Annotated in this window: 22 protein-coding genes and 2 tRNA genes; 14 read left to right on the forward strand and 10 right to left on the reverse strand. The window is 58.2% G+C overall.

Annotation, left to right across the window (positions count from 1 at the left end; genetic code table 11):
- Positions 1-25 precede the first annotated feature (25 nt).
- The 5 genes from Ga0102493_RS03025 (at position 26) to Ga0102493_RS03045 (ending at position 2,709) form a co-directional block, all read left to right on the forward strand.
- The gene (locus Ga0102493_RS03025; RefSeq protein ID WP_034905513.1) at positions 26-373 is read left to right on the forward strand and encodes a hypothetical protein; all 348 of its coding nucleotides are present in this window, start codon (positions 26-28) and stop codon (positions 371-373) included.
- A 13-nt stretch (positions 374-386) separates the two neighbouring features.
- Positions 387-962: a hypothetical protein gene (locus Ga0102493_RS03030; RefSeq protein WP_051698269.1), complete on the forward strand. Its 576-nt coding sequence runs from the start codon at positions 387-389 to the stop codon at positions 960-962.
- Between the two features lie 10 nt (positions 963-972).
- Entirely contained in the window at positions 973-1,395 is a 423-nt protein-coding gene (locus Ga0102493_RS03035) for a JAB domain-containing protein (RefSeq protein ID WP_034905515.1), read from the forward strand.
- The gene (locus Ga0102493_RS03040; RefSeq protein WP_051698270.1) at positions 1,392-1,787 is read left to right on the forward strand and encodes a winged helix-turn-helix domain-containing protein; all 396 of its coding nucleotides are present in this window, start codon (positions 1,392-1,394) and stop codon (positions 1,785-1,787) included. The genes Ga0102493_RS03035 and Ga0102493_RS03040 overlap by 4 nt, the downstream gene beginning before the upstream one ends.
- A 79-nt stretch (positions 1,788-1,866) precedes the next feature.
- Positions 1,867-2,709 (forward strand): crotonase/enoyl-CoA hydratase family protein, encoded by an 843-nt coding sequence (locus Ga0102493_RS03045; RefSeq protein WP_236922285.1) that lies wholly within the window; start codon positions 1,867-1,869, stop codon positions 2,707-2,709.
- A gap of 40 nt (positions 2,710-2,749) precedes the next feature.
- Here Ga0102493_RS03045 and Ga0102493_RS03050 read toward each other — a convergent pair whose 3' ends face one another.
- Positions 2,750-3,529 carry an acyl-CoA thioesterase gene (locus Ga0102493_RS03050; RefSeq protein WP_034905517.1) on the reverse strand — a complete coding sequence of 260 codons (780 nt, stop codon included), beginning with the start codon at positions 3,527-3,529 and terminating at the stop codon, positions 2,750-2,752.
- 191 nt (positions 3,530-3,720) lie between these two features.
- On the opposite strand from Ga0102493_RS03050, the gene Ga0102493_RS03055 reads away from it, so the two are divergent.
- A tRNA-Cys gene (locus Ga0102493_RS03055) sits at positions 3,721-3,794 on the forward strand.
- 41 nt (positions 3,795-3,835) lie between these two features.
- Positions 3,836-3,911 (forward strand) — tRNA-Thr (locus tag Ga0102493_RS03060).
- A gap of 172 nt (positions 3,912-4,083) precedes the next feature.
- Here Ga0102493_RS03060 and Ga0102493_RS03065 read toward each other — a convergent pair.
- From Ga0102493_RS03065 to Ga0102493_RS15640, 5 genes are all read right to left on the reverse strand, one after another.
- Complete coding sequence (locus Ga0102493_RS03065) at positions 4,084-5,742, reverse strand: recombinase family protein (protein WP_034905590.1); 1,659 nt, start codon at positions 5,740-5,742, stop codon at positions 4,084-4,086.
- A 22-nt stretch (positions 5,743-5,764) separates the two neighbouring features.
- Positions 5,765-6,130 (reverse strand): DUF2924 domain-containing protein, encoded by a 366-nt coding sequence (locus tag Ga0102493_RS16595; protein WP_081845728.1) that lies wholly within the window; start codon positions 6,128-6,130, stop codon positions 5,765-5,767.
- Positions 6,131-6,351: 221 nt separating this feature from the next.
- Positions 6,352-7,188: an IS21-like element helper ATPase IstB gene (istB, locus tag Ga0102493_RS03070; RefSeq protein WP_034901636.1), complete on the reverse strand. Its 837-nt coding sequence runs from the start codon at positions 7,186-7,188 to the stop codon at positions 6,352-6,354.
- The gene (gene istA / locus Ga0102493_RS03075) at positions 7,185-8,687 is read right to left on the reverse strand and encodes an IS21 family transposase (RefSeq protein WP_034901634.1); all 1,503 of its coding nucleotides are present in this window, start codon (positions 8,685-8,687) and stop codon (positions 7,185-7,187) included. The genes istB and istA overlap by 4 nt, the downstream gene beginning before the upstream one ends.
- 158 nt (positions 8,688-8,845) lie before the next feature.
- Positions 8,846-9,019: a DUF3489 domain-containing protein gene (locus Ga0102493_RS15640; RefSeq protein ID WP_081845783.1), complete on the reverse strand. Its 174-nt coding sequence runs from the start codon at positions 9,017-9,019 to the stop codon at positions 8,846-8,848.
- Between the two features lie 338 nt (positions 9,020-9,357).
- On the opposite strand from Ga0102493_RS15640, the gene Ga0102493_RS03080 reads away from it, so the two are divergent.
- From Ga0102493_RS03080 to Ga0102493_RS15890, 3 genes are read left to right on the forward strand one after another with little or no spacing between them, the layout of a single operon-like run.
- Positions 9,358-10,194: a hypothetical protein gene (locus tag Ga0102493_RS03080; protein ID WP_034906380.1), complete on the forward strand. Its 837-nt coding sequence runs from the start codon at positions 9,358-9,360 to the stop codon at positions 10,192-10,194.
- On the forward strand, positions 10,187-13,438 hold the full coding sequence (locus Ga0102493_RS03085) for a DEAD/DEAH box helicase (protein ID WP_051698435.1): 3,252 nt from the start codon (positions 10,187-10,189) through the stop codon (positions 13,436-13,438). The genes Ga0102493_RS03080 and Ga0102493_RS03085 overlap by 8 nt, the downstream gene beginning before the upstream one ends.
- 31 nt (positions 13,439-13,469) lie before the next feature.
- Positions 13,470-14,021, forward strand: coding sequence for a hypothetical protein (locus Ga0102493_RS15890; RefSeq protein ID WP_034906376.1), 552 nt, complete (start codon positions 13,470-13,472; stop codon positions 14,019-14,021).
- Positions 14,022-14,132: 111 nt separating this feature from the next.
- On the opposite strand, the gene Ga0102493_RS15645 is transcribed toward Ga0102493_RS15890, so the two are convergent.
- Positions 14,133-14,552, reverse strand: a complete 420-nt coding sequence (locus Ga0102493_RS15645) for a very short patch repair endonuclease (RefSeq protein ID WP_081845788.1) — start codon at positions 14,550-14,552, stop codon at positions 14,133-14,135.
- A gap of 41 nt (positions 14,553-14,593) precedes the next feature.
- Here Ga0102493_RS15645 and Ga0102493_RS03090 point away from each other — a divergent pair, with 41 nt between their 5' ends.
- The 4 genes from Ga0102493_RS03090 (at position 14,594) to Ga0102493_RS03105 (ending at position 21,588) form a co-directional block, all read left to right on the forward strand.
- Positions 14,594-16,108 carry a DNA cytosine methyltransferase gene (locus Ga0102493_RS03090; protein WP_034906373.1) on the forward strand — a complete coding sequence of 505 codons (1,515 nt, stop codon included), beginning with the start codon at positions 14,594-14,596 and terminating at the stop codon, positions 16,106-16,108.
- Between the two features lie 206 nt (positions 16,109-16,314).
- On the forward strand, positions 16,315-17,742 hold the full coding sequence (locus Ga0102493_RS03095; protein WP_034906370.1) for an ATP-binding protein: 1,428 nt from the start codon (positions 16,315-16,317) through the stop codon (positions 17,740-17,742).
- On the forward strand, positions 17,739-18,719 hold the full coding sequence (locus Ga0102493_RS03100) for a PD-(D/E)XK motif protein (protein ID WP_034906368.1): 981 nt from the start codon (positions 17,739-17,741) through the stop codon (positions 18,717-18,719). Before Ga0102493_RS03095 ends, Ga0102493_RS03100 begins: the two co-directional genes overlap by 4 nt.
- A 13-nt stretch (positions 18,720-18,732) precedes the next feature.
- The gene (locus Ga0102493_RS03105; RefSeq protein WP_069297446.1) at positions 18,733-21,588 is read left to right on the forward strand and encodes a Z1 domain-containing protein; all 2,856 of its coding nucleotides are present in this window, start codon (positions 18,733-18,735) and stop codon (positions 21,586-21,588) included.
- 200 nt (positions 21,589-21,788) lie between these two features.
- On the opposite strand, the gene Ga0102493_RS03110 is transcribed toward Ga0102493_RS03105, so the two are convergent.
- The 3 genes from Ga0102493_RS03110 to Ga0102493_RS03120 all read right to left on the reverse strand — a co-directional run bounded on the left by Ga0102493_RS03110 (position 21,789) and on the right by Ga0102493_RS03120 (position 24,236).
- The gene (locus Ga0102493_RS03110; protein WP_034906366.1) at positions 21,789-22,304 is read right to left on the reverse strand and encodes a hypothetical protein; all 516 of its coding nucleotides are present in this window, start codon (positions 22,302-22,304) and stop codon (positions 21,789-21,791) included.
- A 179-nt stretch (positions 22,305-22,483) separates the two neighbouring features.
- Complete coding sequence (locus Ga0102493_RS03115) at positions 22,484-22,909, reverse strand: DUF5681 domain-containing protein (protein WP_051698423.1); 426 nt, start codon at positions 22,907-22,909, stop codon at positions 22,484-22,486.
- Positions 22,902-24,236, reverse strand: a complete 1,335-nt coding sequence (locus Ga0102493_RS03120; RefSeq protein ID WP_034906365.1) for a site-specific DNA-methyltransferase — start codon at positions 24,234-24,236, stop codon at positions 22,902-22,904. The genes Ga0102493_RS03115 and Ga0102493_RS03120 overlap by 8 nt, the downstream gene beginning before the upstream one ends.
- Positions 24,237-24,801 lie beyond the last annotated feature (565 nt).

Here is a 24,801-nt window from a genome sequence, read left to right on the forward strand (position 1 = left end):
ACGGGACGGGTTCGGAGACTGGACCATGACCGACCGTATCCGCACCGATGCACTCAAGCTCAAGAAACTGCTCCGCGAGGCCGAAGCGCTCGCCGACGAATCAATGATCGCCTGCGCCCGCCTGCGCCAGGCGATGCTGGCCGCGCGCCAGAACCCCGGCGTCGAGGTGACGACGGGCCAGCGCGCGCTCATGCGGCTCGCCCAGGCCGAAGGCCAGGCGCTGGCGATGTCGAACAGCCTCTTGCGCGTTCACGAAGAACTGAACAAGGTCGCCCGCGAAACGATGGGCGATGACGACATCCCGACCGAACGCGTGCCCGAGGCGCTTGAACTCGCCGATGAGCCGGTGGCGGCGATCCACGCCGACGCCTGACCTGTAGGCCGCAATGCTCGACCCGTTCTTTTCCGACTACCGCCACCTTGCGCAGGACATTCTCGCCTTCGGGCTGTGCTTTGCCGCGTTCATATGGGGCGGTGGTCCGGAAAAGGCGGTCGCGGCGACGTGGATCGTAATCTTCGAAGTGTTCGGACGCCTCCACAAGCTGGTTTTCGGCGGTTACGTCCTGCTCGACGTCGATCCCTTCCTCGCGGGCAAGGACATCGCGGCCGGCGCCGTATGGCTGCTGATCGCACTCTATGCCAATCGCAACTGGACGCTGTGGCTGGCGGGCACCCAATTGCTCGCCATCGGTGCCCATATCGCCCGCGCGCTGGCCGATGCGGTGTCGCCCGTCGCCTATGCGACCATGGTGGTCGCGCCCGGCTGGTTTCAGCTCCTGCTGCTCGGCGCCGGGCTCGTCCGGCACGCCCTGCGGACCCGCGAACACGGCGCATATCGCAGCTGGCGCACCGGGCCCGGCGGGCGGCCTCTCCCTCTCATCGCCCGGATCGGGGAGTGGGGGCGGACAATGGCAGGCGTAATGCCGGGCCGCGGCGAAGCTCGCGGCGACGCGAGGCGATGACGAGGCGTCGATGCGCAGTCCGGCCCTCAGGCAAGTCGTCCCGAACGCCGACCCGCGCGAGGCGCATGTCGCGGCGATGATCGATCACCTGCGCCGGCACCTGATCGCCGCGCAGGACCGGGACGAGCGGTTCCACGCGATCTTTCTCGACCGGCGCAACGCCTATCTCGGCGATGCCGGCTTCGGCACCGGCTGCGGTCCTTCGCTATCGTTGCGCATGCGCGAATTGTTCGCCCGCGCGCTCGAACTGGGAACCGCGGGCATCGTGGTGGCCCACAACCATCCTTCCGGGCATTGCCGACCATCGCAAATCGATATCGCCGCGACAAGGCGCCTGCAGGCCGTGGGGGCGGCGCTTGATATCGAGCTGCTCGATCATCTCGTGATCACGCGTGAGGCGGTCTTTTCCATGCGAGCAGGGGGCCTGCTGTGAACGATGATGAGCCGGCATATCTGTTTCCCGACAGCGACACCCTGATCCCGCGCTTTCGCGAAGCGGGCGAGGTCACGCTCGACCTGCACCACCGCGACGGGCGGGTAGAGGATAGCTGGCTGCAGTTTCATCCGCGCGAATTCGAGCTGCTTTGGCGGCTCGCCGAACAGCCCGGCAGGCGCGTCACGGGGAAGCGCTCTTTCGGCGACAGATCGCCTGCGCGCGTCGATCCCGAAACCGGCAGCCTTGCCGTTCATGTCTCGCGGATAAGGGCAAAGCTTGCCCCTTTCGGTCTTGCGCGGATGATCGCCGAGCATTCGGGAGGGGGCTATTTCCTCGATGCCGCGGCCGTTCCGCGCGCTTTCGGCCTGAGTGCGGCGCGGTCAGCCTGAACCCATCGCGGCGCTGGACAGGCTCGGGTCCTTCCTGCACCTTCTCAAACAATATCAAGGCAGCAGATTCGAGGCATACGTGACCCAGACCGCAACCCAGACCACCGCCCCCGCCGATGTGGATTTCCCGGCCGAGCGCATCGCGATCGACCTGTCCGAGAGCGGGGTCGCCCATGTCCGGCTCAACCGCGCGGACAAGATGAACGCGCTCGACCCCGAAATGTTCGAGGCGATCATCGCGGCGGGCCAGCGGCTCGAGGAAATGAAAGGCATGCGCGTGGTGGTCCTCTCGGGCGAGGGCAGGGCGTTCTGCGCCGGGCTCGATACGTCGAGCTTCACCCGCACGCCTTCGTCGGATGCAGCGCCGCTGACCGAGCGCACCCACGGCAATGTCAACACGTTCCAGCAGGTGGCGATGCAGTGGCGCAAGCTTGCCGTCCCGGTGATCGCCGCGGTGCACGGCGTGTGCTTCGGCGGCGGCCTCCAGATCGCGAGCGGGGCGGATATCCGTATCGCTCATCCCGAAACCCGCATGTCGATCATGGAATTGAAATGGGGCCTTGTGCCCGACATGGGCGGCTATGCGCTGTGGCGCGGCCTCGTGCGTGACGACGTGCTGCGCGAGCTGATCTACACCAATCGCGAATTCACCGGCGCCGAGGCGCAGATGCTCGGCCTGGCGACCGAAACGAGCGAGGAGCCGCTTGCCCGCGCGCTCGAACTCGCCGAGACGATCGCCAACCGCAACCCGCAGGCGATCCGCGCGGCCAAACGTCTCCAGGAGACGATGGTCGAGGGCGACACCGACGCGATCCTGCTTGCCGAAAGCGTCGAGCAGGACGCGATCATGCGCACGCCGAACCAGGTCGAGGCGGTGATGGCGGCGATGCAGAAGCGCAAGCCGAACTTCGAGGACGTGTAGGGCCCGGGGGTTGAGGTCTTAGGCCCATCGCAGACAATCCCTACCCGAACACCGCAACGCATTGCAGGCCGTCGAGGACCTGGCGACCATCGCTGTCCCACATCCTGAGGCGCTCGGAAGAATAGCCCGCGCCCGCGTGCTGGCTGGCATTCTCCGCAAGATACCACCCGTCCTTGGAGCGCGATTCGGGATCGAGCACGTTGAACGACCAGTTGATCGAACTGATCGGGCCGACCCTCTGCATGATCCGCATCGCACCCGGCGGCATGACGTCGCCCATCAGCACCAGCCTGCTCACCGGATCGAGTTCGTGTTGCTCGGTCAGCCGCGCCCAGCGCCGGATCGTCGCGCCGTGGTCAGCGTCCCTCGCCTGGCCGAAACGCAGTTCGAAATTGTTCTGGATGAAAGCCGGGCCCTCGCCCTTCATCGCCTGTGCGTTTTCCTGCGGCGGCCCGGGCCAGTCGGCGGGAGGGTCCGAGGGGCGCACCGCATTCGCCTCGCGCTCGGCTGCGAACAGCCAGAAAGCGGTGAGCGCCAGTTTGCCCCCGGCATGGATCTCGCTGCGCACCTGCGTGACGTTGCGCCCTTCGCGCACCATCTCCACGCCGAGCTCGATCTCTTCGCCCACCGGCGCGACGAAGCCGATCTGCGCTGCGCGCAGCGGCGGAAGATCCGGAAAGGCACGCCGCGCCATGGTGAAGGCGACAAGCGCGGAGGCCCCGCCGTAAAGGGTACGCCCCTGCATCCAGTCGGCAGCATGGGAAAGGCGGCGCGGACCGGGTGTCCCGTCCACGGGTTCGAGCAGGCTTGCGATCGTCATGGGTCACGCCTCTGCCCCGGCCGGGCGCGAGGGTCCAGAGTGACGTTGCGTAAGGTCGATATGCCACCCTCGCGCAGGCTCCAGCGCGACGTGCGATGCATCGGGGCGCGAAAGGCGGATTGCCTTTGCCGCGGCGAATCGCTAGGTGCCGCGCTCTGTCCGAGCGAGCTGCGGTTTGCGAAGGGCAGTCCGGCCCGATGGCGGAGTGGTGACGCAGCGGACTGCAAATCCGTATACGCCGGTTCGATTCCGGCTCGGGCCTCCATATCCGGTGCAAGTCCACCCCGGACTTCGCGCCTGGCGAGTGCCGCTTTAGCTCAGTTGGTAGAGCACATCATTCGTAATGATGGGGTCACGTGTTCGAGTCACGTAAGCGGCACCACTCACTCCCCAAATCGCCAGACTTCCGGACGGGCCGCGTGGTAGGGCCTGTGAAGCCCGCATTTCCGCGCGCTTTGGCGGGGTCATCTTTTCCGGTGAGGTCGCGAGACTGGCGGAGTGGGGTGTTCAGGCGGGATTTCCGGCCCCAATCTCAGGAGGCCTTTTTGCAGACCTCACTTGTCTTGTAGCCGGAACCCCAGAGCGGTCTTTTGATCCGACCAGTCTATCGGCAAGTCGGTGGTAAGGAATGCCTTTGTATTGAGCGCCGGCGGCTGCTTCCCTGCGAGGATCGCATCGATGATCTCAGGCGCGATCCACGAGAGACGGAACAGCCGGCTCATCCGCTTGCGGCAGCGACCGCTCGATGCTGCGATCTTGGCGATGGTCAGATCTGGTGCTGACAGTACTTCCTCCCTGATCGCAAGTGCCTCGCGCAGCAGGGATACCATCGTCTCATCGCGTTCAACCCCGCATCCGTCGCCAATGACGAGCTTAATTTCCTTGCCCTTGCGGACGCGGCATACCGGAGCAGTGAGTGCAGGCAATCGCTGCGTGTCGACATCCATCCCGAGAAGGTCCGAGAAGCCGGATAAGGACAGCGCAATACTGATCGCATCGTTCCCGATCTCGACCTTCTCGACGAGTGCAGGAACCCTGGTGCGCCGATGGTAGGTACTGGACCACAGCTGCTCTGCCGTGTGCCTGCAATGCGTGATGGCAGCGGCCAGCTTCCCGGCATCATCGGTCCCGACCAACTTGCGGATGGTCCTCTGGTTCGAGAGGAAATCGGCCAGTTTGCCGACCACGTTCTTCTCGATGTCGTGCGCCGCCAAACGCCAGGCGGGCGTGTCGTCGACGATCTCCGCTGCATGCGTCACGTAGTAGCGGTAGCGCTTGCCCTTTCGGACCGTGTGGCTCGGACTCATCCTTCGTCCAAGTCCATCGCAGATAATTCCGGCCAATAGGCTGGCCTCCTTCGAAGTTCGGCGCAGCTTCCTCTCGACGGTGTTCTCGCCAATGCGAAGCTGGACCCGCTCCCAGAGCTCCTCATCGATGATTGCCTCATGCTCCCCAGGGTTCGCCTTGCCCTTGTGCACCATCTCGCCCCTGTAGATGCGGTTCTTAAGCAGATGGAACAGTGAGCCGCGTGTGAAGGGGATATCTCCCCGAACAGTTCCGTCGCGGTAGACGCGCCGCTTGGTCCGGATCCTCTGTTCGCGCAGTTCTTCCAGCAGCAGCTGCCCGGTGCCGAGTTCCGCATACCGCTCGAAGATATGTCGAACCGTGGCGGCTTCCTTCTCGTTTATGACCAGTTTGCGATCCTGCACTTCGTAGCCAAGCGGCACAGGACCGCCCATCCACTTGCCTTTCTTCTTGGATGCCGCAATCTTGTCGCGGATGCGTTCACCGGTCACCTCGCGTTCGAACTGGGCGAATGACAGCAACACGTTGAGCATCAGCCGACCCATGCTGGTCGTCGTATTGAACGACTGGGTCACGGACACGAAGCTGGCACCTGCCTCATCCAGGACTTCGACGATCCGCGAGAAGTCCGACAGGCTGCGGGTCAGACGATCGATCTTGTAAAGAACGATGACCTGGACCTTCCCTGCAGCAACATCGGCAAGCAATCGCTGGAGGCCTGGTCGTTCCATCGTGCCTCCAGAGAAACCTCCATCATCGTAGCGCTCCTTCACGAGTTCCCATCCCTCGTGGCGCTGGCTCATGACATAGGCAGCGCAGGCCTCGTACTGGGCATCGAGGCTGTTGAACTCCTGTTCCAGTCCTTCTTCGGTGGATTTGCGCGTGTAGATGGCGCAGCGCACTTTCACGCCAGCTCCGACGTTGCCTTGGCTAGCCACTGGCTGCCTGCCCGCGAAGTCCGAAGAAGCGCGGGCCGGACCAGTGTGTTCCAGTTACCTCACGGGCGATGGCCGAAAGCGACGGATAGTTCCTGTCGTCGAACACGAACCCGTCTTCTTCTACCAAGACTGAGATGGTCCTGCCATTCCAGCTGCGGACAAGACGTGTACCGGGCTTGATGGCCGGTCGGGCAGGCGCAGTCGTGTGCAACTCGGAGAGAGAGGCGCGCGAGAGACCCCTGTGAGCCTTCTCCTGAAGCCGATAGGCGATCCCGAGGCGGAGCAGGTCGGCCGATAGGTTGGGAGCAGGCTGCTTGCAGACCCGCTCCCATTCCTTCCGAAGTTCTGATCGTCCCATTTGGGTGAGGGTGGCCAGTCGTTCCTTTAGCTTCACCACGCGTCAGGTGCCGGTCGTGATCGAGTAGCGGCTCACGCCATCTATCGTTGCGCGCTCGACGGTATGCCCCTTCTTTCGAATGTAGCGCGACATTCAAGGTGAGAGTTGCGCGACGATCAGGATGAGAAGTTGATTGTCGCGGCGCGACAGTTTGTGCGCATTCTGATTGTCGCTGGCAAGGGCTATTTGTCGTCCTGATTGTCGCGGACGGCTTCGAGGACCTTGGGCGTCGTGTAGGTCGCTGGTCGGCCTGGGCCTGAGCGACGCGCTTCGGCGGTTCGTCGCCGGTAGCTTTCGACGTTCATCTCGAAGATTGTTGCGTGATGGACCAGACGATCCACCGCGGCGAGCGTCATGGCCGGATCCGGGAAGACACTGTTCCAGTCGCCGAAGGGCTGGTTGGCGGTGATCAGCAGCGAGCGACGTTCGTAGCGGGCGCTGATCAGTTCGAACAGGACCGAGGTTTCGGCCTGGTCCCGGCTGACGTAAGCGAAGTCGTCGAGCACCAGCAGATGATACTTGTCGAGCTTTGCCAGCGCGGATTCGAGCGCCAGTTCGCGCCGGGCGATCTGGAGCCGCTGCACCAGATCGGACGTGCGCGTGAACAGGACGCGCCAACCATTCTCGACCAGCGCGAGGCCGATGGCAGCGGCCAGATGGGTCTTGCCGCCACCAGGAGGGCCGAACAGGATGAGGTTGGCACCCTGCTCGAGCCATCCGTCGCCGGCGCACATCGCCATGACCTGCGCCTTGGAGACCATTGGCACGGCATCGAACGCGAAGGTATCGAGGGTCTTTCCGGCAGGGAGCTTGGCTTCGGCCAGATGCCGCTCGGTCCGCCGCCGATCCCGTTCGGCGATCTCATGCTCGGCGAGCGCGGCCAGAAGCCGGGCCGCAGGCCAGCCTTCCTTGTCTGCGCGCGCGGCAAAGTCGCCCCAGATATGCTTGATTGCCGGCAAGCGCAGCTCGTTCAGCATCAGGCTGAGGCGCTGGGCATCGATCATCGGACCTGTGCTCATGCCGCCTCTCCCCATCCGATCAGGCTGTCATAGGATGCAAGCCCGCCGAGCTTGACCGTGACCGCGGGCAGCTGAGCGGGATCGGGGGAGAACCGGCTTCGCAGGGCGCCGATGTCAGGGCATCGTCGCGCGGCAAGATCGGCTTCGAGCAGTCCGGCAAGTTCAGCCTCGCAGGCCCGCTCGTGCGCCATGGCCAGCAGATCAACGGTGATCCTGCAAGCCGAGCGCTCGCCTTCTTGCTCCAGCAGATGCTCGAACATCCGCCGGTAGGCTTCGCGGGGGAACAGGCTGTCGCGATAGACCAGCCCCATGAGCGCCATCGGCTTGCGCCTGAGCGAGTGGATCACATGCCGGTAATCGACGATATGACCATGCTTGCCATTGTCGCCAGCGCGGCCGCGCACCAGGGTCATCAGCTGGGTGCCGCCCAGGAACAGGTCGATCCGGTCATCGTAAAGCCGCGCGCGCAGCTTGTGTCCGATCAGCCGCGAGGGCACGGTGTAGAACACCTTGCGCAAGGTGAAGCCGCCCGATGAGGTGACCGCGACCAGCACCTCCTCGTAATCACTCGTGCGCGTGTCAGGCAGCGGCTGCAAGGTGCGGCGCTCGGCATCGATCGAGGGAGCATGACGCCGGTTGCGCGCGGTCACGACCTCATCGATGAAGCAGCGATACGCCGCCAGATCGGCAAAGTCGCTGCTTCCCCTCAGCAGCAAGGCATCCCTCACCGCAGCCTTGATATGGCCATGAGAGCTCTCGATCGAACCGTTCTCATGGGCCACCCCTGTGTTGTTGCGGGTCGGCTCCATCCCGTAATGCTGGCACAGCGCATCATATCGCGTGGTCAGATCAGCCCGGGCATCAGCAGCAAGATTGCGGAACGCCGCCGACAGGCTGTCCGTCCGGTGAAGCCGCGGTGCGCCGCCCGCTGACCACAAGGCATTCTGCAGCCCCTCGGCCAAGGCAACAAAGCTCTCGCCGCCCAGGATCACATGGCAGTGCTCGAACCCGCCATAGGTCAGCCGGAAGTGATAGAGCATGTGCTCAAGCGGCACGCCGGCGACCGTGACATCAAAATCGCCCATATCGGTAAAGTCCGACAGGCCAAGTCTGCCAGGCTCATGCAACTGCCGGAAGATGACCTCGCGTTCGGGCCCATGCAGCGCACGCCAGGCCCTGATCCGTCGCTCGAGCGTCCGGCGCGCAAACGGCAGGCTGCCATGCCGGCGGCGCAGCTCCTCGAAGATCGCGATCGGACGAAGCCCGGGCGCTGCTTCCAGCAACGGCACGACCTCCTCGTCAAAGTATCCTGCCAGCGGATCGGGACGCCGCCGCCCGCGCGGCGCTTTCGTCTGCAACGGCCGCTGCGGATCCTGCAACAGCCGATAGCCCGTCGCGGGACTCATCCCGGCCTTCACCGCAGCCTGCGCTACCGAGTGATCTTTCCTCAATGTCATGAACAGCCTCATCTGATGATCGGTTATGTGACGGCCAGGCACACGGCAGGTCCTCCGCAGAAGGAAAACCCAACCATACCTGACACCGCGATCATCTCGGCAGCCCAGCAAAGGGCGCCCCGGTGTGGGGGAACCGGCTACGGGCTACGCCCTGCGCCGGTTCCCCCACACCGGATTCTCATCTTGATTGTCGCGCTTTCTCATCCTGATTGTCGCGCGACATTTCGAAGGCCTGTCATCGCCGCGCGGGTCGTGTGAGGTAGCCAGCCGGTTGCTTTGGTGAGTTCCTCGAGCGATGCGCCTTTGGAGCGCTTCAGCAGTTCGACAACCTTCTCGGTCTTGGTCGTTTGCTTCGTCGTCGTTGTCTTTGGCATGGGTGGTTCTCCTGTTTCGGAGCGACCCAATAGTCGCCCCACCACCCAAGGCCCCGTCACGCATCAGGCGTCGGGGCTGCAGCCGCCTTGCGGCGCCGCGATTCAGTGCAAGCACCAGTGCTCGCTTTGCTCGGGAAGTCGAATGAATTTGTGGCGCATTTTTTGGTTCATCGAGCCAGAGAAGATTAGGCTGCGCTTGATACACCCCACATCAGGGTTGCCAGTCCAGAGCGAAAATTCATATTTTGAAATATGTTTTAATAGCTTAGTGGGGCGATGAGTTTGATAAATCTCGGCGACCAGCTCGGGCCAATCCAGATGGGGATCAGAGGAATAATATGCCTCCCTTAAATACTGCCGAGTGTGAGATCGACGCTGATTGTACGGGCGAACGCTGGCAAGTTGATGATGACAACCAACTTGCAGGTTTGATCGCGATTATTGCTATGGGGCAAGCCGCGCAGGCCAGTCATATTCTCACCCAGCTTCTGCCCGCGACTCCCGCCTTCACCACCCCTGAATTGAGTGCCGAGGCGAAGATCAAGCTGACGGTTCAGGAGGAGAAGCAAACACCGCGGATAGGCTATCCGCGTTGGCAGCGGGACGGCTTCATCTTCGAGGCAATCTCGTGGATTGCTGCGCGTCAGGTGTATGGGAAATCCGCCTACATGAAAGACCCTCATGTGAGCGCCACATCACAAGGGCTCGATGGACTGATGCTGGAGTTGTCGGGCAATAAAACGCAGATCGACTGGACCACGGTCTTCGAGGACAAGTGCTCTGACGATCCCGTTTCGACCTTTAAATACAAGGTGATTCCAGCCTTTCGGGATCGCCAAGATAACAAGAGAAGCGCAGAGATCATCGCCGCCGCGACTGCTTTGCTTGGCAGAGCAGGCATTGACGACGGAGCGGCGGCCCAGCTTGCTGCGGCTGTCACTGATCGAACCAAGCGGCGCTATCGGGCGGCCTTCGCAGTCACGACTGCACTCGACAGCGAAGATGGCCGCAAGGAGCTTTTCGCAGGTTACAATGAGATCGGCGATATCGATCAAGCTCAGCGACTGGGTGCGTGTCTAGTCGTTCCCCCAGAATTGCGGGACTGGTTTGACCAACTCGCAGGGCTGGCAATCGCCTACATCGAAACTCTAGGTGAGGGAGAGGCCGGTGTTTGACGCTGCTACTGCCAGTCTGCTGCGATCTGCACCCGAGCTACCAGGCCTCGACCCTGATGAGCTCCCCGCAATCCTGACCACACACTATGCGGAACTGGCATCGATCCGCCTCAGGGGGGCTGGAGCAGAGGAAGATCAAAACGAGGGTGTTTGGAGCCTCGAACGGATTGCCGACACCTATGAGCTGGTTGTTTCGCTGCAACCGGAAGGGCCGTCCCGCGCAGCGGCGGCCTTCGTTGCAGGAACAGCCCAGCAAATCCTTGCCAGAAAGCAGGCGGCCGCAATCGCCGATGAAGAGTTGCCGCCCAGCATCGATCGTGATCGTCTTGACCCCACTTTGGCAGCGGCGGTCCTGTTCTTGGCCTCCGAGCAATATGCCGATGCCAATGAGGCTGCTGCCAATATCAAGACGGGGCGGGCCGGACAGAGCTACGAGGCAACGATCCTCTCGGAGCACATCGTAGACCTTGCAAAGGGGCGGCTCACTCAAATTCTGGAACGCGCGGCGAGATGGCGTCGGCCCAGCGCCTACTTTGACTTGGACGATCGCGCGCTCGCGGCTTTACTGGAGGCTCTTTCCACGGGCATTGAAATGCTCGCCGCGCAAATGCTTCGCGTGCCCGTTCCCGAGCAGACAGGTGGGAGGTTCGATGGCCCGCTACACGCATTCCAGCGCGTGCTCGCTCTCGCATCGTCTGATGATGGCCTAGCGGCCAGTGCACCCGAAGGCCTGATCGTTACATTTCCAGGGCCGTACCATCTCGCTTCCCTCTTGCTCGCCGTTGCGGGGTCGATCGCCGACGCCAGCTTGCTGAATGTCTTGGCTCCATCAGGTTCGAACGCTGAAGTCTGGGAGCAATGGCTCCGATTCCGTGCAGAAAAGTTCCCCTATGTCTGGTCCAATCACCGAGAAGCTATCGAGAGGGGCTTTCACCAGACAGGTGTCTCTTCGGTCGTCATCCTTCCGACTGGTGCTGGCAAAACGACAGTCTCGTCTTTGAAGATTGCAGGCGTGCTGGCACGCGGCAAGAAGGTTGCCTTTCTTGCGCCGACGCACGCACTCGTCGATCAGTTGACAGAGGACCTACAGGAGATGTTCCCGAGCGAGCTCTTCGGCTCGGTCGTATCAAGTGATTTTGACCTGCTTATGCAGGAAGACGCGGTATTTCAGGACATTGAGGTCATGACGCCCGAACGGTGTCTGGCCATGCTTTCGTTTGCTCCTGATGCCTTCAAGGACGTGGGATTGCTCGTCTTTGACGAGTGCCATTTGTTGAGCCCCGAGACGGGAAAAATTCGCCGCGCTCTCGATGCAATGCTGTGCGTGCTCGGCTTTAGCCATGTCGCGCCGGATGCTGATCTTCTCTTCCTGTCCGCGATGCTCAAGAACGGTGATGAATTAGCGCTCTGGCTCCAGGAGCTCACTGGCAGGCAGGCAGTTTCGGTGGATTTGCTCTGGAAGCCGAGCCGTCAGGCAAGAGGTGTTATCATTTATGACGCCGAGCAGCTTGATGATGCCTGCGATCGTGCGCTTAAAATTCAGGATACCGAGGACAAGAAAAAGAAGAAGGAAGCGAAAGACTTGCGGGCTCCTGCGTCACGGGAACTCACCGCAACTCCCTACGCGATATGGGGGCTCCAGCATAACTGGCTGTCTCAAGAGGAATCGACTGTTCACTGTATCACGACCCAGCTTCTCGAAAGTCAGGTAAAGCTTGGCGGACATTTGAAATACGGACCACTTCAGCTCACACCGAATGCTAATCAGGTTGCAGTCGAACTTGCCGCTGCTGCCGCCGCGCGCGGCCTCAAGACAATCGTGTTCGTCAACACAAAGCGCGATGCCATTTCCGTTGCGAATGACATTTCAGGTATCTTGCCGCTTCAGATTGACATCAGCCCGGTCGAGCAGGAACGGTGGGATGCCCTCAAGGCCGAACTCGGCGACCTGAGTCATTCCTTGCTCTCTGGGCCAGCTTCAGCGGTTCCTCACAATTCGGCCATGCTAAGACTTGAGCGAGACATCGCCGAGCGCATGTTCAAGCGGCACAACGGTGCCCAGGTTATTGTTGCCACTCCGACTTTGGCTCAGGGCCTCAATTTGCCAGCCCAGCTTGCAATTCTGGCGGGAGACAAGCGTGCCGACACTGAGAAAGGTGGTCGAGAAAGCCTCGAAGCACACGAGATTCTGAACGCCGCCGCTAGGGCGGGGCGAGCAGGTCATCTTGCCAACGGCTTGGTACTCCTCATTCCAGAGCCAATTATCTCTTTTGTCGGAGATAAGCCGCTCGACATGAAAGTCGTAGAGAAACTTCAGGCTGTTCTGCCCGAGGATGATCACTGTGTGACCGTCGCCGATCCGCTCGAAATCGTCCTCGATCGCGTGACGCAAGGTCAGATGACTGATCCCGATGTCAATTACACGATCAATCGAATGGCCGTCCTGCGCAACGCAGATGAGGCGAGCGAAGCAACGCACCTCTTCGATTTGCGCAAATCGCTCGGTGCCTTCGCAGCGAAGCAAAAGGAAGCAACAAAAGAATTTGACGCCAAGGTCGAGGCATTGAGGCAAGCCATCACAAATGAAGAGATTGATGGCGTCGATCAAAACATTGCGGTCCTGTCATCGCAAAGCGGATTGTCTGCAAAGCTGCTGATTGACCTTAAGGCTAGGATCACTGCCGACGTCGGATCGCTGCCCACCACCGTCAGCGATTGGCTGAAGTGGATGATAAAGTGGTTTCAAGAAGACTCGAGCGCCCGGAGCGCGCTCCTGGCCGACATCACGCGCAGCATCCTGACTGCCTGCGGGAAGAGCAAGGCCGCCGAGCTAACAAACGATGATCTTGACCTTCTTCTCGAGGCTTTGATCGCCTGGGTAGATGGAAAGACCCTTCGCGATATCGAGCTAATCCTCGGAGGAGCACCGGATGACGAAGCCTTCACCAAGAAGACTTGTCCGCGTGCGCGGGAGCTTTCGGGCACGATAGTCCAGCGAGGCATTTCCTTTGCCATCGGTCTAATTGGCCACATGATCGAAGACGTTGATCCCTTCGAACAACAAGAAACCCTTGATCGCCAGCTAGTCGAATGTCTCGGCACGCTCGTTCGCAAGGGATTCAACGATGTTGAAATATTATTCTTCGCCACCGACAATAAAGGGCTCCTCGGGCGCGTCCAGACTCATGAGGCATGGAAGCATCGGTTCGATGGAATGTCTGACGAAATGACCGGAAATATTTGATTTTGGAGAAGGGCTAAGTGGAAACGATTTTATGATTGCCTGCTTAGGCTGGGGTTCGCTTATCTGGAGTCCACGTAATTTGCCTTTGGCAGGAAACTGGCTTGGCGATGGGCCGGAACTTCAGATTGAATTTTCGCGCGTTTCCGCTGATGGGCGATTGACCTTGGCAATAACCGAAGGCGCGAAGCCCCTCACCGTCCTTTGGGCCGAGCTGAACGTCTCGTCCATCGATCGCGGGGTGGAAGCGTTGGCCGAGCGAGAAGGCATCTCGGAAAGGAACTTCAATTCTTCGATCGGTCTGTGGAGCAATTCACGTTGCTCTCGCCACAAAGAAACAAACCAAGTTGGTGATTGGGCTTCCCAACGGGGTATTGAGGCAGTTATCTGGACTGCTCTGAAGCCAGGCCTCGAAAAAGATAGCAGGGGAGTGGTACCTTCGCTCAGCGATGCGTTGGGCTATTTGCATGGCACCTCGTCAGCAGTTAGGGCCCGTGCTGAAGAATACATACGAAGAGCTCCCGCTCAGATCGTTACTGAATATCGGGCGGCAATCGAACAGGAGTTTGGCTGGGCGCCTCTTTAGGACTTGCCCCGGGGGCCTCACCTTATCTCAGAGAGTGGCCGACACCTCATTCCACTTAACATAAAATCAGTTGTGATCCTTCCGATAGGCGATTTTCGGCCCTCGCCGAGCCTATTGTTTTCGTAGCCATTCGGTTAGGTCCGCCAATCTGGCTTGAGCATCCTCCTTGAGCTCGCATTCCCAGACTGTGTTGACCCTCCAACCCATTCTGGTGAGGTCTGCCTCGCAGCGGTTGTCCCTCTCGACATTTGCTCGGAACTTCTCGCTCCAAAATTCAGCATTCGATTTCGGGGTGGTCGCATAGCGACAATCCTGATGGCGGTGCCAGAAGCAGCCGTGAACGAAAACTGCTGCCCGGTATCTTGGCAGGACTATGTCTGGCTGGCAGGGAAGATCCCTCCTTTTCCTCAGGGAGTAGCGGAATCCCACCGCATGCAGATATTTTCTGACGAGAAGCTCGGGCTTCGTGTTGCCCGAGCGGATGCCCGCCATCATCCTCGATCTCGCTTCTTTTGAGACGATATCTGCCATTTTGACCTGGTAGCCGAGCAAAGACCTGGTAAGAAACCCTCATGACATCAAATTCGGTCTTCCGCACGATAGATCTCTTCGCCGGCCCCGGCGGCCTCGCAGAAGGTTTCTCGACCTGCGAGGCTGGCGATACCCAATTCAAAGTTGCGCTTTCTGTAGAGAAGGATCCGGGGGCGTTTCGAACTCTTCGCCTTCGAAGCTTCTTCCGTAATCTCAACGACTCCGGTCGCGACGACTATTTCCGATTTGCCAATGGTGAACTCTCGGAAGAGGAGCTGATCAATCGACATCAGGGGGCCTGGGCGAAAGCGGAAGACGAAACCGCCATGCTCGAGCTCGGAAATCCCGAACATGACCGGGAGCTCGACAAACGGCTGGATGCTCTTCTCGAAGATGACACGGACAACTTCGTGGTCATAGGGGGGCCGCCGTGTCAGGCTTATTCGCTGGCCGGAAGATCCAGAAACGCTGGCAACATCGAATATGTTGCGGAACAGGACCACCGTCATTTTCTGTTTCGAGAGTACATTCGCATCCTCGAGAAGGTCCGGCCGCGCGCATTTGTGATGGAGAACGTGAAGGGGATCCTCTCGTCCTCCCTTTCCGGCGGCAAGATCTTCGAGCTAGTCAGGCGTGACCTGATGAACGCGGCGGGCAAGGGCAGCTACGAACTTTTCTCGCTTTCGCCCGATCCGGACAAGGCCGGATATGTTCTGCGGGCCGAGGAGTACGGCGTCCCCCAGGCGAGGCACCGCGTCATCCTGCTGGGCCTCAGAACTGATGTTGCAGACTGCTTCGCTTCCACGAATGCCTGCCTCACCAAGTCGGACGAATTCGTGACTGTTGGCGAGGCGCTAAATGACCTCCCTTCGCTGCGAAGCGGATTAAGCCGTGGCGAAGACAGCTTCGAACTCTGGAAAGAGGCTGTTGCCGAGGCCTTCTCTATAGCGGCAAAGGCAGCACCACGCTGCTCGAAACTCCGCGCTCGACTTGAGGTACACGGGAAAGAGATACTTGGCCGCAACGACGCGAGGCGAACGTCGGCGGACTATGGCGCAAAACCAGGTTCTGATTACGCAAGTGGCCTCCGTGATCCTCGCCTTAAGGGCCCACCCAATCATGATACGCGGGGGCATATGCGCTCCGATCTTGCCCGCTACGCCTTCTGTTCTACCTTTGCCGAACTCGAAGGGCGTGCCCCGTCGTCCCGGGACTTCCCCGAAGCGCTGGCTCCTGATCATCAAAGCTGGAGCACGGGAAAGTTCGCCGATCGCTTCAAAGTTCAGGTCGAGACAAAGCCTTCATCGACAATCACCAGCCATATATCGAAGGACGGCCATTACTTCATCCATCCGGATCCCACACAGTGCCGGAGCCTCACAGTGCGTGAGGCGGCACGGCTCCAGAGTTTCCCGGACGACTATATTTTCCTCGGAAACCGAACCTCTCAATATGTCCAGGTCGGCAATGCGGTCCCGCCCTTGCTCGCGAGGCAGATTGCAAAAGTACTCGGACGTCTGTTGTCGAAGGATAACGGGCAGGTGAAGGCTGCTTAATCAATCTCGCTGCTCGCCGTTCGCTGCAAGTGCATATCTTCTCTATATTTTTAGCATACGGCCATTGATTTTGGTGATGTGACGGGACATTCTCCGAAGCAATTTCCGGGGGTCTCTTGCCAATCAATTTCAGTTTCTCTTTTTCAAAGTCGAGAAGCATCAAGCGACACAAGCTGTTGCCGGATCCGAAGAGGACCCGCGAAGCAATGGCTCGCATCGGCTATTCCCTCGAGGAAGCCGTTTCTGATCTGGTCGACAATTCAATCGACGCGAAAGCGGACAGTATTCTGATCCGCTTTGTGCGAAACGAAAAAATTGTAACGGGACTGATGGTCGCCGACGATGGCCATGGAATGTCGCGGGACGAACTTCTTGCGGCTATGAAATTTGGGTCGGAAAATCTTCACGACAGAGAAGATCTGGGCAAATTCGGCATGGGTATGAAATTGGCTTCAATCAGCCAATGCTCTGCCATGACTGCCATCACGAGGCAGGGCGGGAAGGTTCATGCAATGAGGTGGACCAATTCGTCCATCGATAGCGACTGGCATTGCGAGGAGATAGATCCTGCAGAGGTCGGTCAGGTTCTGTCTTCCGATTGGCTGGGGATGGATGTCGATGACTGTGGCACGATCATTGTCTGGGAAGATCTGTATGATTTTTCTCGTCTTCCAGGAGAACCCGATAAGGCCATAAGTGATGCTTCTTCGCGGCTTTCCGAACACCTAGGGCTGGTATTTCATCGCTTTCTCGAACGAGGCCTGAATTTGAAGATCGGCGCAGTTGTTCAGGTGACTGGAGATACCGGCATTGAAACGCCGGTGGTTGCACTCAACCCGTTCAGCTACAAGGCAACAGGTTCTCCCGGCTACCCGAAGGAGTTCATCGTCAACCTCAGCGACATCGGATCTCTGACGATGAAGGCACATATATGGCCGGCCAAGTCGCGGGACCCTGGTTTTCGCCTCGGCAAAGGCAAAGTTGCAGAACGGCAAGGTTTCTACTTCTACAGAAACGACAGGCTCATACAGGCCGGAGGCTGGAACTGGGTTCTGAACGCACAGGCGGAGCCTCACATGAGTCTTGCACGTGTACAGGTCGATCTACCACCCGAGTACGATCACGCCTTCTCGGTCAACGTACAAAAGTCGCAAATCGATGTGCCAAGAACCTTTCCTGAGGAGGTGCGAAAGTCGGAGTCCGGGGACAAGAAGTTCACTCAATACCTGGCTGATGCACAAAGCGCTTACCGGGATGCCGGAAGCAAAGAGACAGATTTCCCCCTAGTCATCGGATCTGGAGTTCCTCCAGCTGTCCGTTCAAAATCCAGAAAAGCCTTCAAGGACGAATCTGGTTCATACAGGGAAGTCGAGTTCACATGGGCAAAGCTGCCCAAGAGCCTCTTCTTCAAAGTAGATCCAGAACGCCAGCGGATCCTGTTGAACAAGGAATATCGAAGAGCAGTCCTGAACGGTAAAAGGGCTTCCGCGAACGACGCCCCGTTGGTCAAGGCCCTGCTATTTCTTCTGGCTTCCGGTGACATTGACAAGAAGCGAATAACCAAGGGGCATCAGCAGTGGCTTGATGCCTGCAATCAAATTCTACTGAGCGCAGTTGGAGATGCCGATCAATGAGTGGTGTCACCGCCCTTCTCGACTGGTCGCAAGTGGCGGCTGACCTCACCGGATCAGGCCCGATTACATACCAGCTGGACCCCGGTTCGCAGCTGGTTCTCTCGGTAGATCCAAAAAGGGATATGATGGTGCTCAATGTGGTCCTCCATCCCAACGATCCCACTCCGGAGCTAGCCAAATTCAAATTTGTTATGGTGCAGAGGGTCACGCATGGGGGAAAGCAATACCTACGTCTCGAAGTCGATGACAAAGATCTTTTCGTCGAGTTCTTCAATTTTTCGAAGACGGTAGCCGACAATGTAGTGGACGGAGCTTCCGCATACGCTGCACTTCTGGATACTATCGGGTCCTTCAACAGGCTTTTCAGCAGCGAGGGATCGATAACCGAGGAATCCCGGGTCGGACTGATAGGTGAACTCTGGGTTCTCAAGCAGCTGATCGACGAATTCGGAGAGGATGCAGTCAAATGCTGGATGGGGCCCAAGAAAGACGCCCACGATTACAGATTTGATGACGCGGAACTGGAGGTCAAGACGACAAGATCGGCCGGTCGCGAGCACAAGATTTCCAGGATCGATCAATTGCAGGAGTCACCGGGGAAAAAGCTCTTCCTGCTGTCGATCCAGCTTGTCGAAACTCCGAACGACAAGTCCTTGGCGGTAACAACCTTGGTATCGATAATCCGCGGTCACCTGGGAGATCAAAGTCTGCTTCAAACCTTCAACGAGAAACTGGCCAAGTGGTTGCCAAAGGAAATCGAAGATGGGGTCGATGAAGGTAGTCCACTGTATCAGTTGAGAAGCGAACCGGCGTTGATGGAGGTAAATGACAGCTTCCCCAGACTTATTCCCAAATCCTTGGAGCTGCTCTCCGCCCATCAGAAGGACGGCAGAATAACGGGACTTGAATACTCTATAGATGTCACAGGGATGGGAAGCCCTGTCAGCGACGGGAAGATCCATGCAAAACTCAAATGAAACGGGTCCCAGTTTGAACGATTGGGAGGATCTTCTTGACGCTTCGTTCGCGTCAATGAAGCCGATTCCGCTATCTCTGGAAAAGTCACTCGCGGGCAACGCCATGGCACGCGGCCTTGAGGCCGGCTTGTTCCCCGTCAGCCAACTGCAGCCGCTATTGGCCGCTGCAGGCGCGAATGACCGTCTGACCAGGATATTCCGGAAGTTTGTCAATCACTGGGATTATCTGGACCACCAGAACTGGATGGAGGGCACCATCGCGGGCTCCCAACAGAGAAGGCGAGTCCTTTATCGCGTTCTGGGCATCGATGAAGGTCTTTGCGAGGCAATCAATGCTGCCTTTCCGTGCTCTCCCTTGCTGGACCCGACAATCATCGCCGAAGAACATGAGCAGTGGTACACTACAGAAATCGAAGCAGGCCATAGCTACTACATGGACGAGTATCTAGAGCAGCTTACGGAGAGGCAGAACTTCCCGGAGAAGAGCGCAAAGGCGCTGGAAATTGCTTCAAGAGAGATCGTAAGTAGGCTGTCAGACCCGACCCGCAAGGAGGCCTATCAGACAAAAGGTCTAGTGGTGGGCTATGTGCAGAGCGGCAAGACATCAAACTTCGCCGGTGTGATTGCTAGGGCTGCGGACGCGGGATATCGGCTGATCATTGTCCTTGGCGGAACCATCAACATCTTGAGAGACCAGACGCAATTTCGTCTGGATCGGGATGTGGTCGGTTTCGAGATGGTCGACGATGACTATGACGGCATCGCAGATACGGACAAGTTCCTGAGGCATGGAGCGCGACCTTCCGAATTGGGCTACTTTGACTGGCAGCGACTGACCGGCCCAAAGTACGACTACAAGGAACTCAAACGGGGTATCGATGCACTCGAGTTTGAACGACGGGACCTAGGCAAACCCTTCTTCCACCCAGACAACCTCCACCCTTCCAAGGCTCGCCTGATTGTTATCAAGAAGAGCCCACCAATAATGAAGAAGGTCATTTCAGACCTGAAGAAGATCAAATCGAAATTGGAGGACATTCCTGCTCTCATCATCGATGACGAGTCCGATCAGGCATCCATAAATACCTTGCATCCAACTCTGGCTGGAAGACAAAAGCGGACGGCGACCAACGGCAGAATTGTCGAGTTGCTGGGTTTGCTGCCCAGAGCCCAATATGTGGGATACACGGCAACGCCGTACGCGAACGTCTTCATCAATCCGGCAGATGCTGAAGATCTCTTCCCGAAGGACTATGTTCTAAGTCTGCCCAAACCCGACAGCTACATGGGGCCGCAGGAGTTTCTTAAGTCCTACGTCGACGATGGCGATGAGCAGTTCAGTCCTCAAACCCACCCATATATCAGATCGGTAGAGGGCGCTGACGAGAAGGAGGAAAATCTTCTCAAAGCCATCGACAGCTATCTCCTCGCGGGTGCGCTGAAACTGTACAGAGAGCAAGAAGACAAGGAACTTCGATTCCGGCATCATACCATGCTGGTTCATCATTCACCGTTCAAAATCGTCCACGACGAAGTGGCAGAACTTGTCAATGATACCATTGCCAACGGGGGTTATCGGTCCGGCCCTGGCTTGAGGCGATTGAAGGACTTGTTCGAAAACGACGTCCGAATTGTCAGTCAAAAGGAAGCTCCAGACCTGCCGTTCCCGTCCGATTTTGAGGATCTCAGGAAACACATCGGTACATGTTACGCACGTGTCTTCGCTGACGGGGGCCCCTGCATAATTCTCAACGGCGACCACAAGGACGACGAGCCAAACTTCGAGGCTCAGAATGTCTGGAAGATTGTGATTGGGGGTGCAAAACTGTCCAGGGGTTATACAATCGAGGGCCTAACAGTGAGCTACTTCAGGCGCACCTCTTCGGTAGCCGACACTATGATGCAGTTCGGTCGCTGGTTCGGGTACAGGAGCGGCTACAACGACCTCGTTAGGCTGTATATTGGGACGGATGAGAGTTTCGGAAAAGAGACCCTGAATCTCTACGAAGCTTTTTCGGCCATGTCGCTGGACGAGATCGACTTCCGCAAGGAACTCGAGCGATATGCCAAACTCGACGAAAAGATCACCCCGAAGCAGATTCCTCCGCTGGTCTCCAGCCATCTCTTGCTCCCCACTGCAAAGAACAAGATGTTCAATGCGAAACTGGAGTATGAGAACCTTGGTGGGAGATACCTCGAGAAGGGCGTCGCTCCAAAAATTGGATCCAGTCAGAAGAACAACTTCGAAAGCTTTGTAAATTTCCTCGAGACTTGCGACTTTGGTGAAGGAAAGCGGAATCTGGAATTCGATGGCAGTGCATTCGATGCATATGTGGCTATATCTCCGAAGACCTACGTCATCGAGCTCTTGCGCTCGCTGCAATGGCCATCAACAAGTCAAAGCCCGGTGGGAGCATTGATCGAGTTTCTCGAAGGCAGAATCATCGACCCGGAAATCGATGACATTGCCATCATCGTTCCTCAGCTTGTGCGGTCACCGCAAGGCAACATCGATATAGGCGGCCACAGCTTTTCAGTTGCCCACCGCGCAAGAGTCGACGCGACTAGGTACGGGGTATTCTCTGAGCCGAGACACCGTCCAGTCGCCAACTATATCTCGGGCGGAAAGGCCGATGGCGAGGCAGGAGATCTCGTAAAGGCCCTTAAGAAGCCGCGAAGGGGAGCGATGCTGATCTATCCGGTAATCGACAAGAATAAGGAGATCGCCGCGACGGGCATGATAGCTCACAATGCAACTTTCGGGTTCGCTTTCCACCTTCCTAACAACAGCCATCATGACACTCTCGCGAAGTTTGGTGTAAGGGAGCAGCACAAAAGCAGCGAGGTCGTGGTCGCAAATGCAGGTTGATCGAAACGTGGGAATTGGCCGCCGTAATTGACAACTCGTTCCAGCCGATCCTCTGCGACTGCGATATCGGGAGATCGACCCCCTTTTAACATAAAATCACTTCACACGCTGGTTCGTGAGGCGGTTCCTTGATGTCCTGCCTTATTGCAATGCGGGGCAAGTGCTCCCCGTTTGTTCATTTTCCCAGGATGCGGTTCGGGTCAGGTTGCCGGTCTCTCGGAGCGAGGAAAATCTGCCAGAGCCATGGCTGCCACTCTTTGTGCTTCGATGAATGCTTTTGGGTCAGGGCCAGTATCGACGCCAAGCTCTTGCGCCTCGCGACAGATATTCTCGACCGCAAGTTCCGACAGGTCGCGCTGATCGGTACGGACAACCAGCACAGTTATGATCGGCATCTTGTGAGTGACGCAGTAAGCTACGACCCTGGTCAATGCATTGGCTACGGCTTTCTGGGTGGCGTTGCCTTTCCATGGCTGGCCGGGGCTGATCCGGTTCCACAATTCTCCGTAGGTCGTCAGATTGTCCTCAGAGGCCCTCGCAAGTTCGACAATCGCCTTGGCTACGGCCACCGGATCAAGGGCGCTGGGCGTCCGTCTCAAACTCTCCAGACGGACCTCGGCCAAGCTGTAGGGCCCGCCCACTTCAACACCGTTCGCTAGATAGTTCTTCTCGAGGTTCGTCAGCTGCTTATCGGACAAACTGGAAATATCTGGCATCTGAAATCTCCTGGCATGAATGTGCAGCAGTTTACCTCAGGACGCAGGGCACCTTGCCGTCGGCTCAGAAAGTATTGAATTCGAGTAGGCCGGATTTGTAAAGAATTACTGATTGATTTCTCGTGGCACAGAGGCCTCTTGAGATCTGGAGAATTTGGTAGGGTAAGAGTCAACGGCATCTAGCTCTGGTGACAATCGAGATCGCTGTCGAAATCCACGCCATGCACCTTCGATAGCAATTTCGTAAAATCTTCAAGTTCTTCGTCGGTTAGGACAGTCAGGTCTGCAGGAGGCGGTAGGTCATCCTGCTGAAAGAAGTCTGCTAGCTCCTTGAATGCCTGCATGGCAACACTTGGTGGACCGCGAAGAGCGAGGTCGATCAAGCGCATGATCATTGCTTCTGTCACTGCAACCTTCCTCGTTTCTCCAGCCATCTTGATCGTCGTCTTCTTCTGGAGGTTCTCCTGCATGAGTGTCTTGAGGCCCTTGGTTCCCTTGCGCTTGCCTCTGGGGTTTCCCGAGCGACCGGGCTGAAATCGGGTGTGCTTGGGCGGTTTGCCATAACCGACCTCATATGCGCCCTTGTTCTCATCACTGTCAGCCATGGAGAGCCCCCTTTGTCCACGCGGTCGCGTTAGAAGGTTCGGAAGCTTCATCGACGTTGAATGGATTGCCGGTCTCCACGTTGATGGGCACCTTGCCGGTCACTTGCCAGAAGCGTTTCAGGCACACATCGACGTAGATCGGGTCGAGCTCGATCGCCCTGCAGCGCCGGCCAGTTCTTTCTGCAGCGATGATGGTGCTGCCCGAACCACAGAAGGGATCAAGCACTATGTCCTTCCTTGCGGAACAATCCAGTATTGCGTCAGCTACCATGGCAACCGGTTTGACCGTGGGGTGCATTGCAAGCTTCTCGTCGCGGCCGCGCTGGAAGCTGTTTACACCTTCATATTCCCACACATTAGTTCTGTAGCGGCCATGCATGCCCAGCTGGACGTTGTTTCGGTGCCTTGCGTTCCCCGATTTGAACACTGCGACCAGCTCGTGGCGGGATCGGTACAGGCTGCCCATGCCACCATTGGGCTTTACCCAGACACAGATATTCTTGAGCTCCAGCCTCGTCGATTTGCCGGCCTCAATCAGGCTTTCGATATGCCGCCAGTCCATGCATACGAATTGGATAGCACCGAGTTCGCTGAAGCGGCTCATCAATTGACAGGACCTCGAGAGGAATTCGCGAAACTGGGCGTCAGACATTTCCCCCGAGGCCTGCACAAATTCGCGATGCCTGGTCTTGCCTAGTCCGGAGACATGTCCCTGGACCGGCACATTGTACGGCGGGTCTGTGAACGTGACATTGGCCTTACGATCCTGCAGCAGTCGCCGATATGAAACTTCATCGAGTGCATCGCCACAAAGGAGCAGATGATCGCCAAGCTGCCAGAGGTCCCCGAGTTTAGCCTGAGGCATACCAGCGAGCGGCTCGGGGATCTGATCATCGATCGCATCATCTTGATCGTCCGGCTCGAGCAACAAATCTATCTCGGCCATCTCGAAACCGATATCTGTGATCTCGAATTCAAGCTCGGTATCAAGCAGTCCCTGAAGTTCGATCGCGAGGATCTCCCGGTCCCAACCCGCGAGTTCCGCCAGCCGGTTATCTGCGATGGCATAGGCCCTGACTTGGGCAGGGGTGAGATGATCAAGCCTGATTGTCGGGACCGAAACCAGACCGAGTATTCGAGCAGCCCTGAGCCTTCCGTGACCGGCTACGACCTTCCTGCTTGAGTCTATGAGAATGGGGTTGTTGAAACCGAAGCGCTCAATCGATGTCGCAATCTGTGCGATCTGCTTGTCGCTGTGAGTGCGAGCGTTCGCAGGGTCCAACTTCAGGTCTGAAGGAGGAAGAGTTTCAATCTGAAGGTCATTCATCGGTCGCCATCCCAATCGTTGGTGTGCGACTCGATTTTACTGCCAGATTTTTAATCGGCCTAGGTTCGGATGCCAGAAAGTTCCTGGAATGTTCATTTTCCGTTCATTGCCGACCAAAGGCTCCTGCGAAGCCAATTCCCTGCTTTTCCCATAAATTCCCTGCACGGGTTCCCAGGGAAATGAGCTTCCAAGTGACTGTTTTCATTTGAGACAATAGCGTGAGAAGTGTCTGGAGCAGCTTGGTTCTTTGCAAATTCCCTGCAAAGCAGGGAAAAAACGCCAGAGCACAGTCCGCTCAGGACTGCGTCGCGCACCACGCATCTGTTTCCAGACATTCCCGGAAGCCCTGAAATTCGGCCGTTTTTGCGGGATACATCGGTTCCCGGCGGCACTCTTTGGTCCTGCTGGTGCCCCCAGAAATCATAACGGCAACCGCGTGCGCGTCCGCGACCTCGCGCGGCGGACGGGAGCCCAGGCGCGGCGCGGGTGAGCGAAGCGCAGCGGGAGGCCAATCGCGCACGGCGCCAGCGCCGCGGGGCGAGCCCGGTGCTTGCGCGGCTGCAGC

It is taken from the genome of Erythrobacter litoralis (assembly GCF_001719165.1).
GTDB classification, from domain to species: Bacteria; Pseudomonadota; Alphaproteobacteria; order Sphingomonadales; family Sphingomonadaceae; genus Erythrobacter; species Erythrobacter litoralis.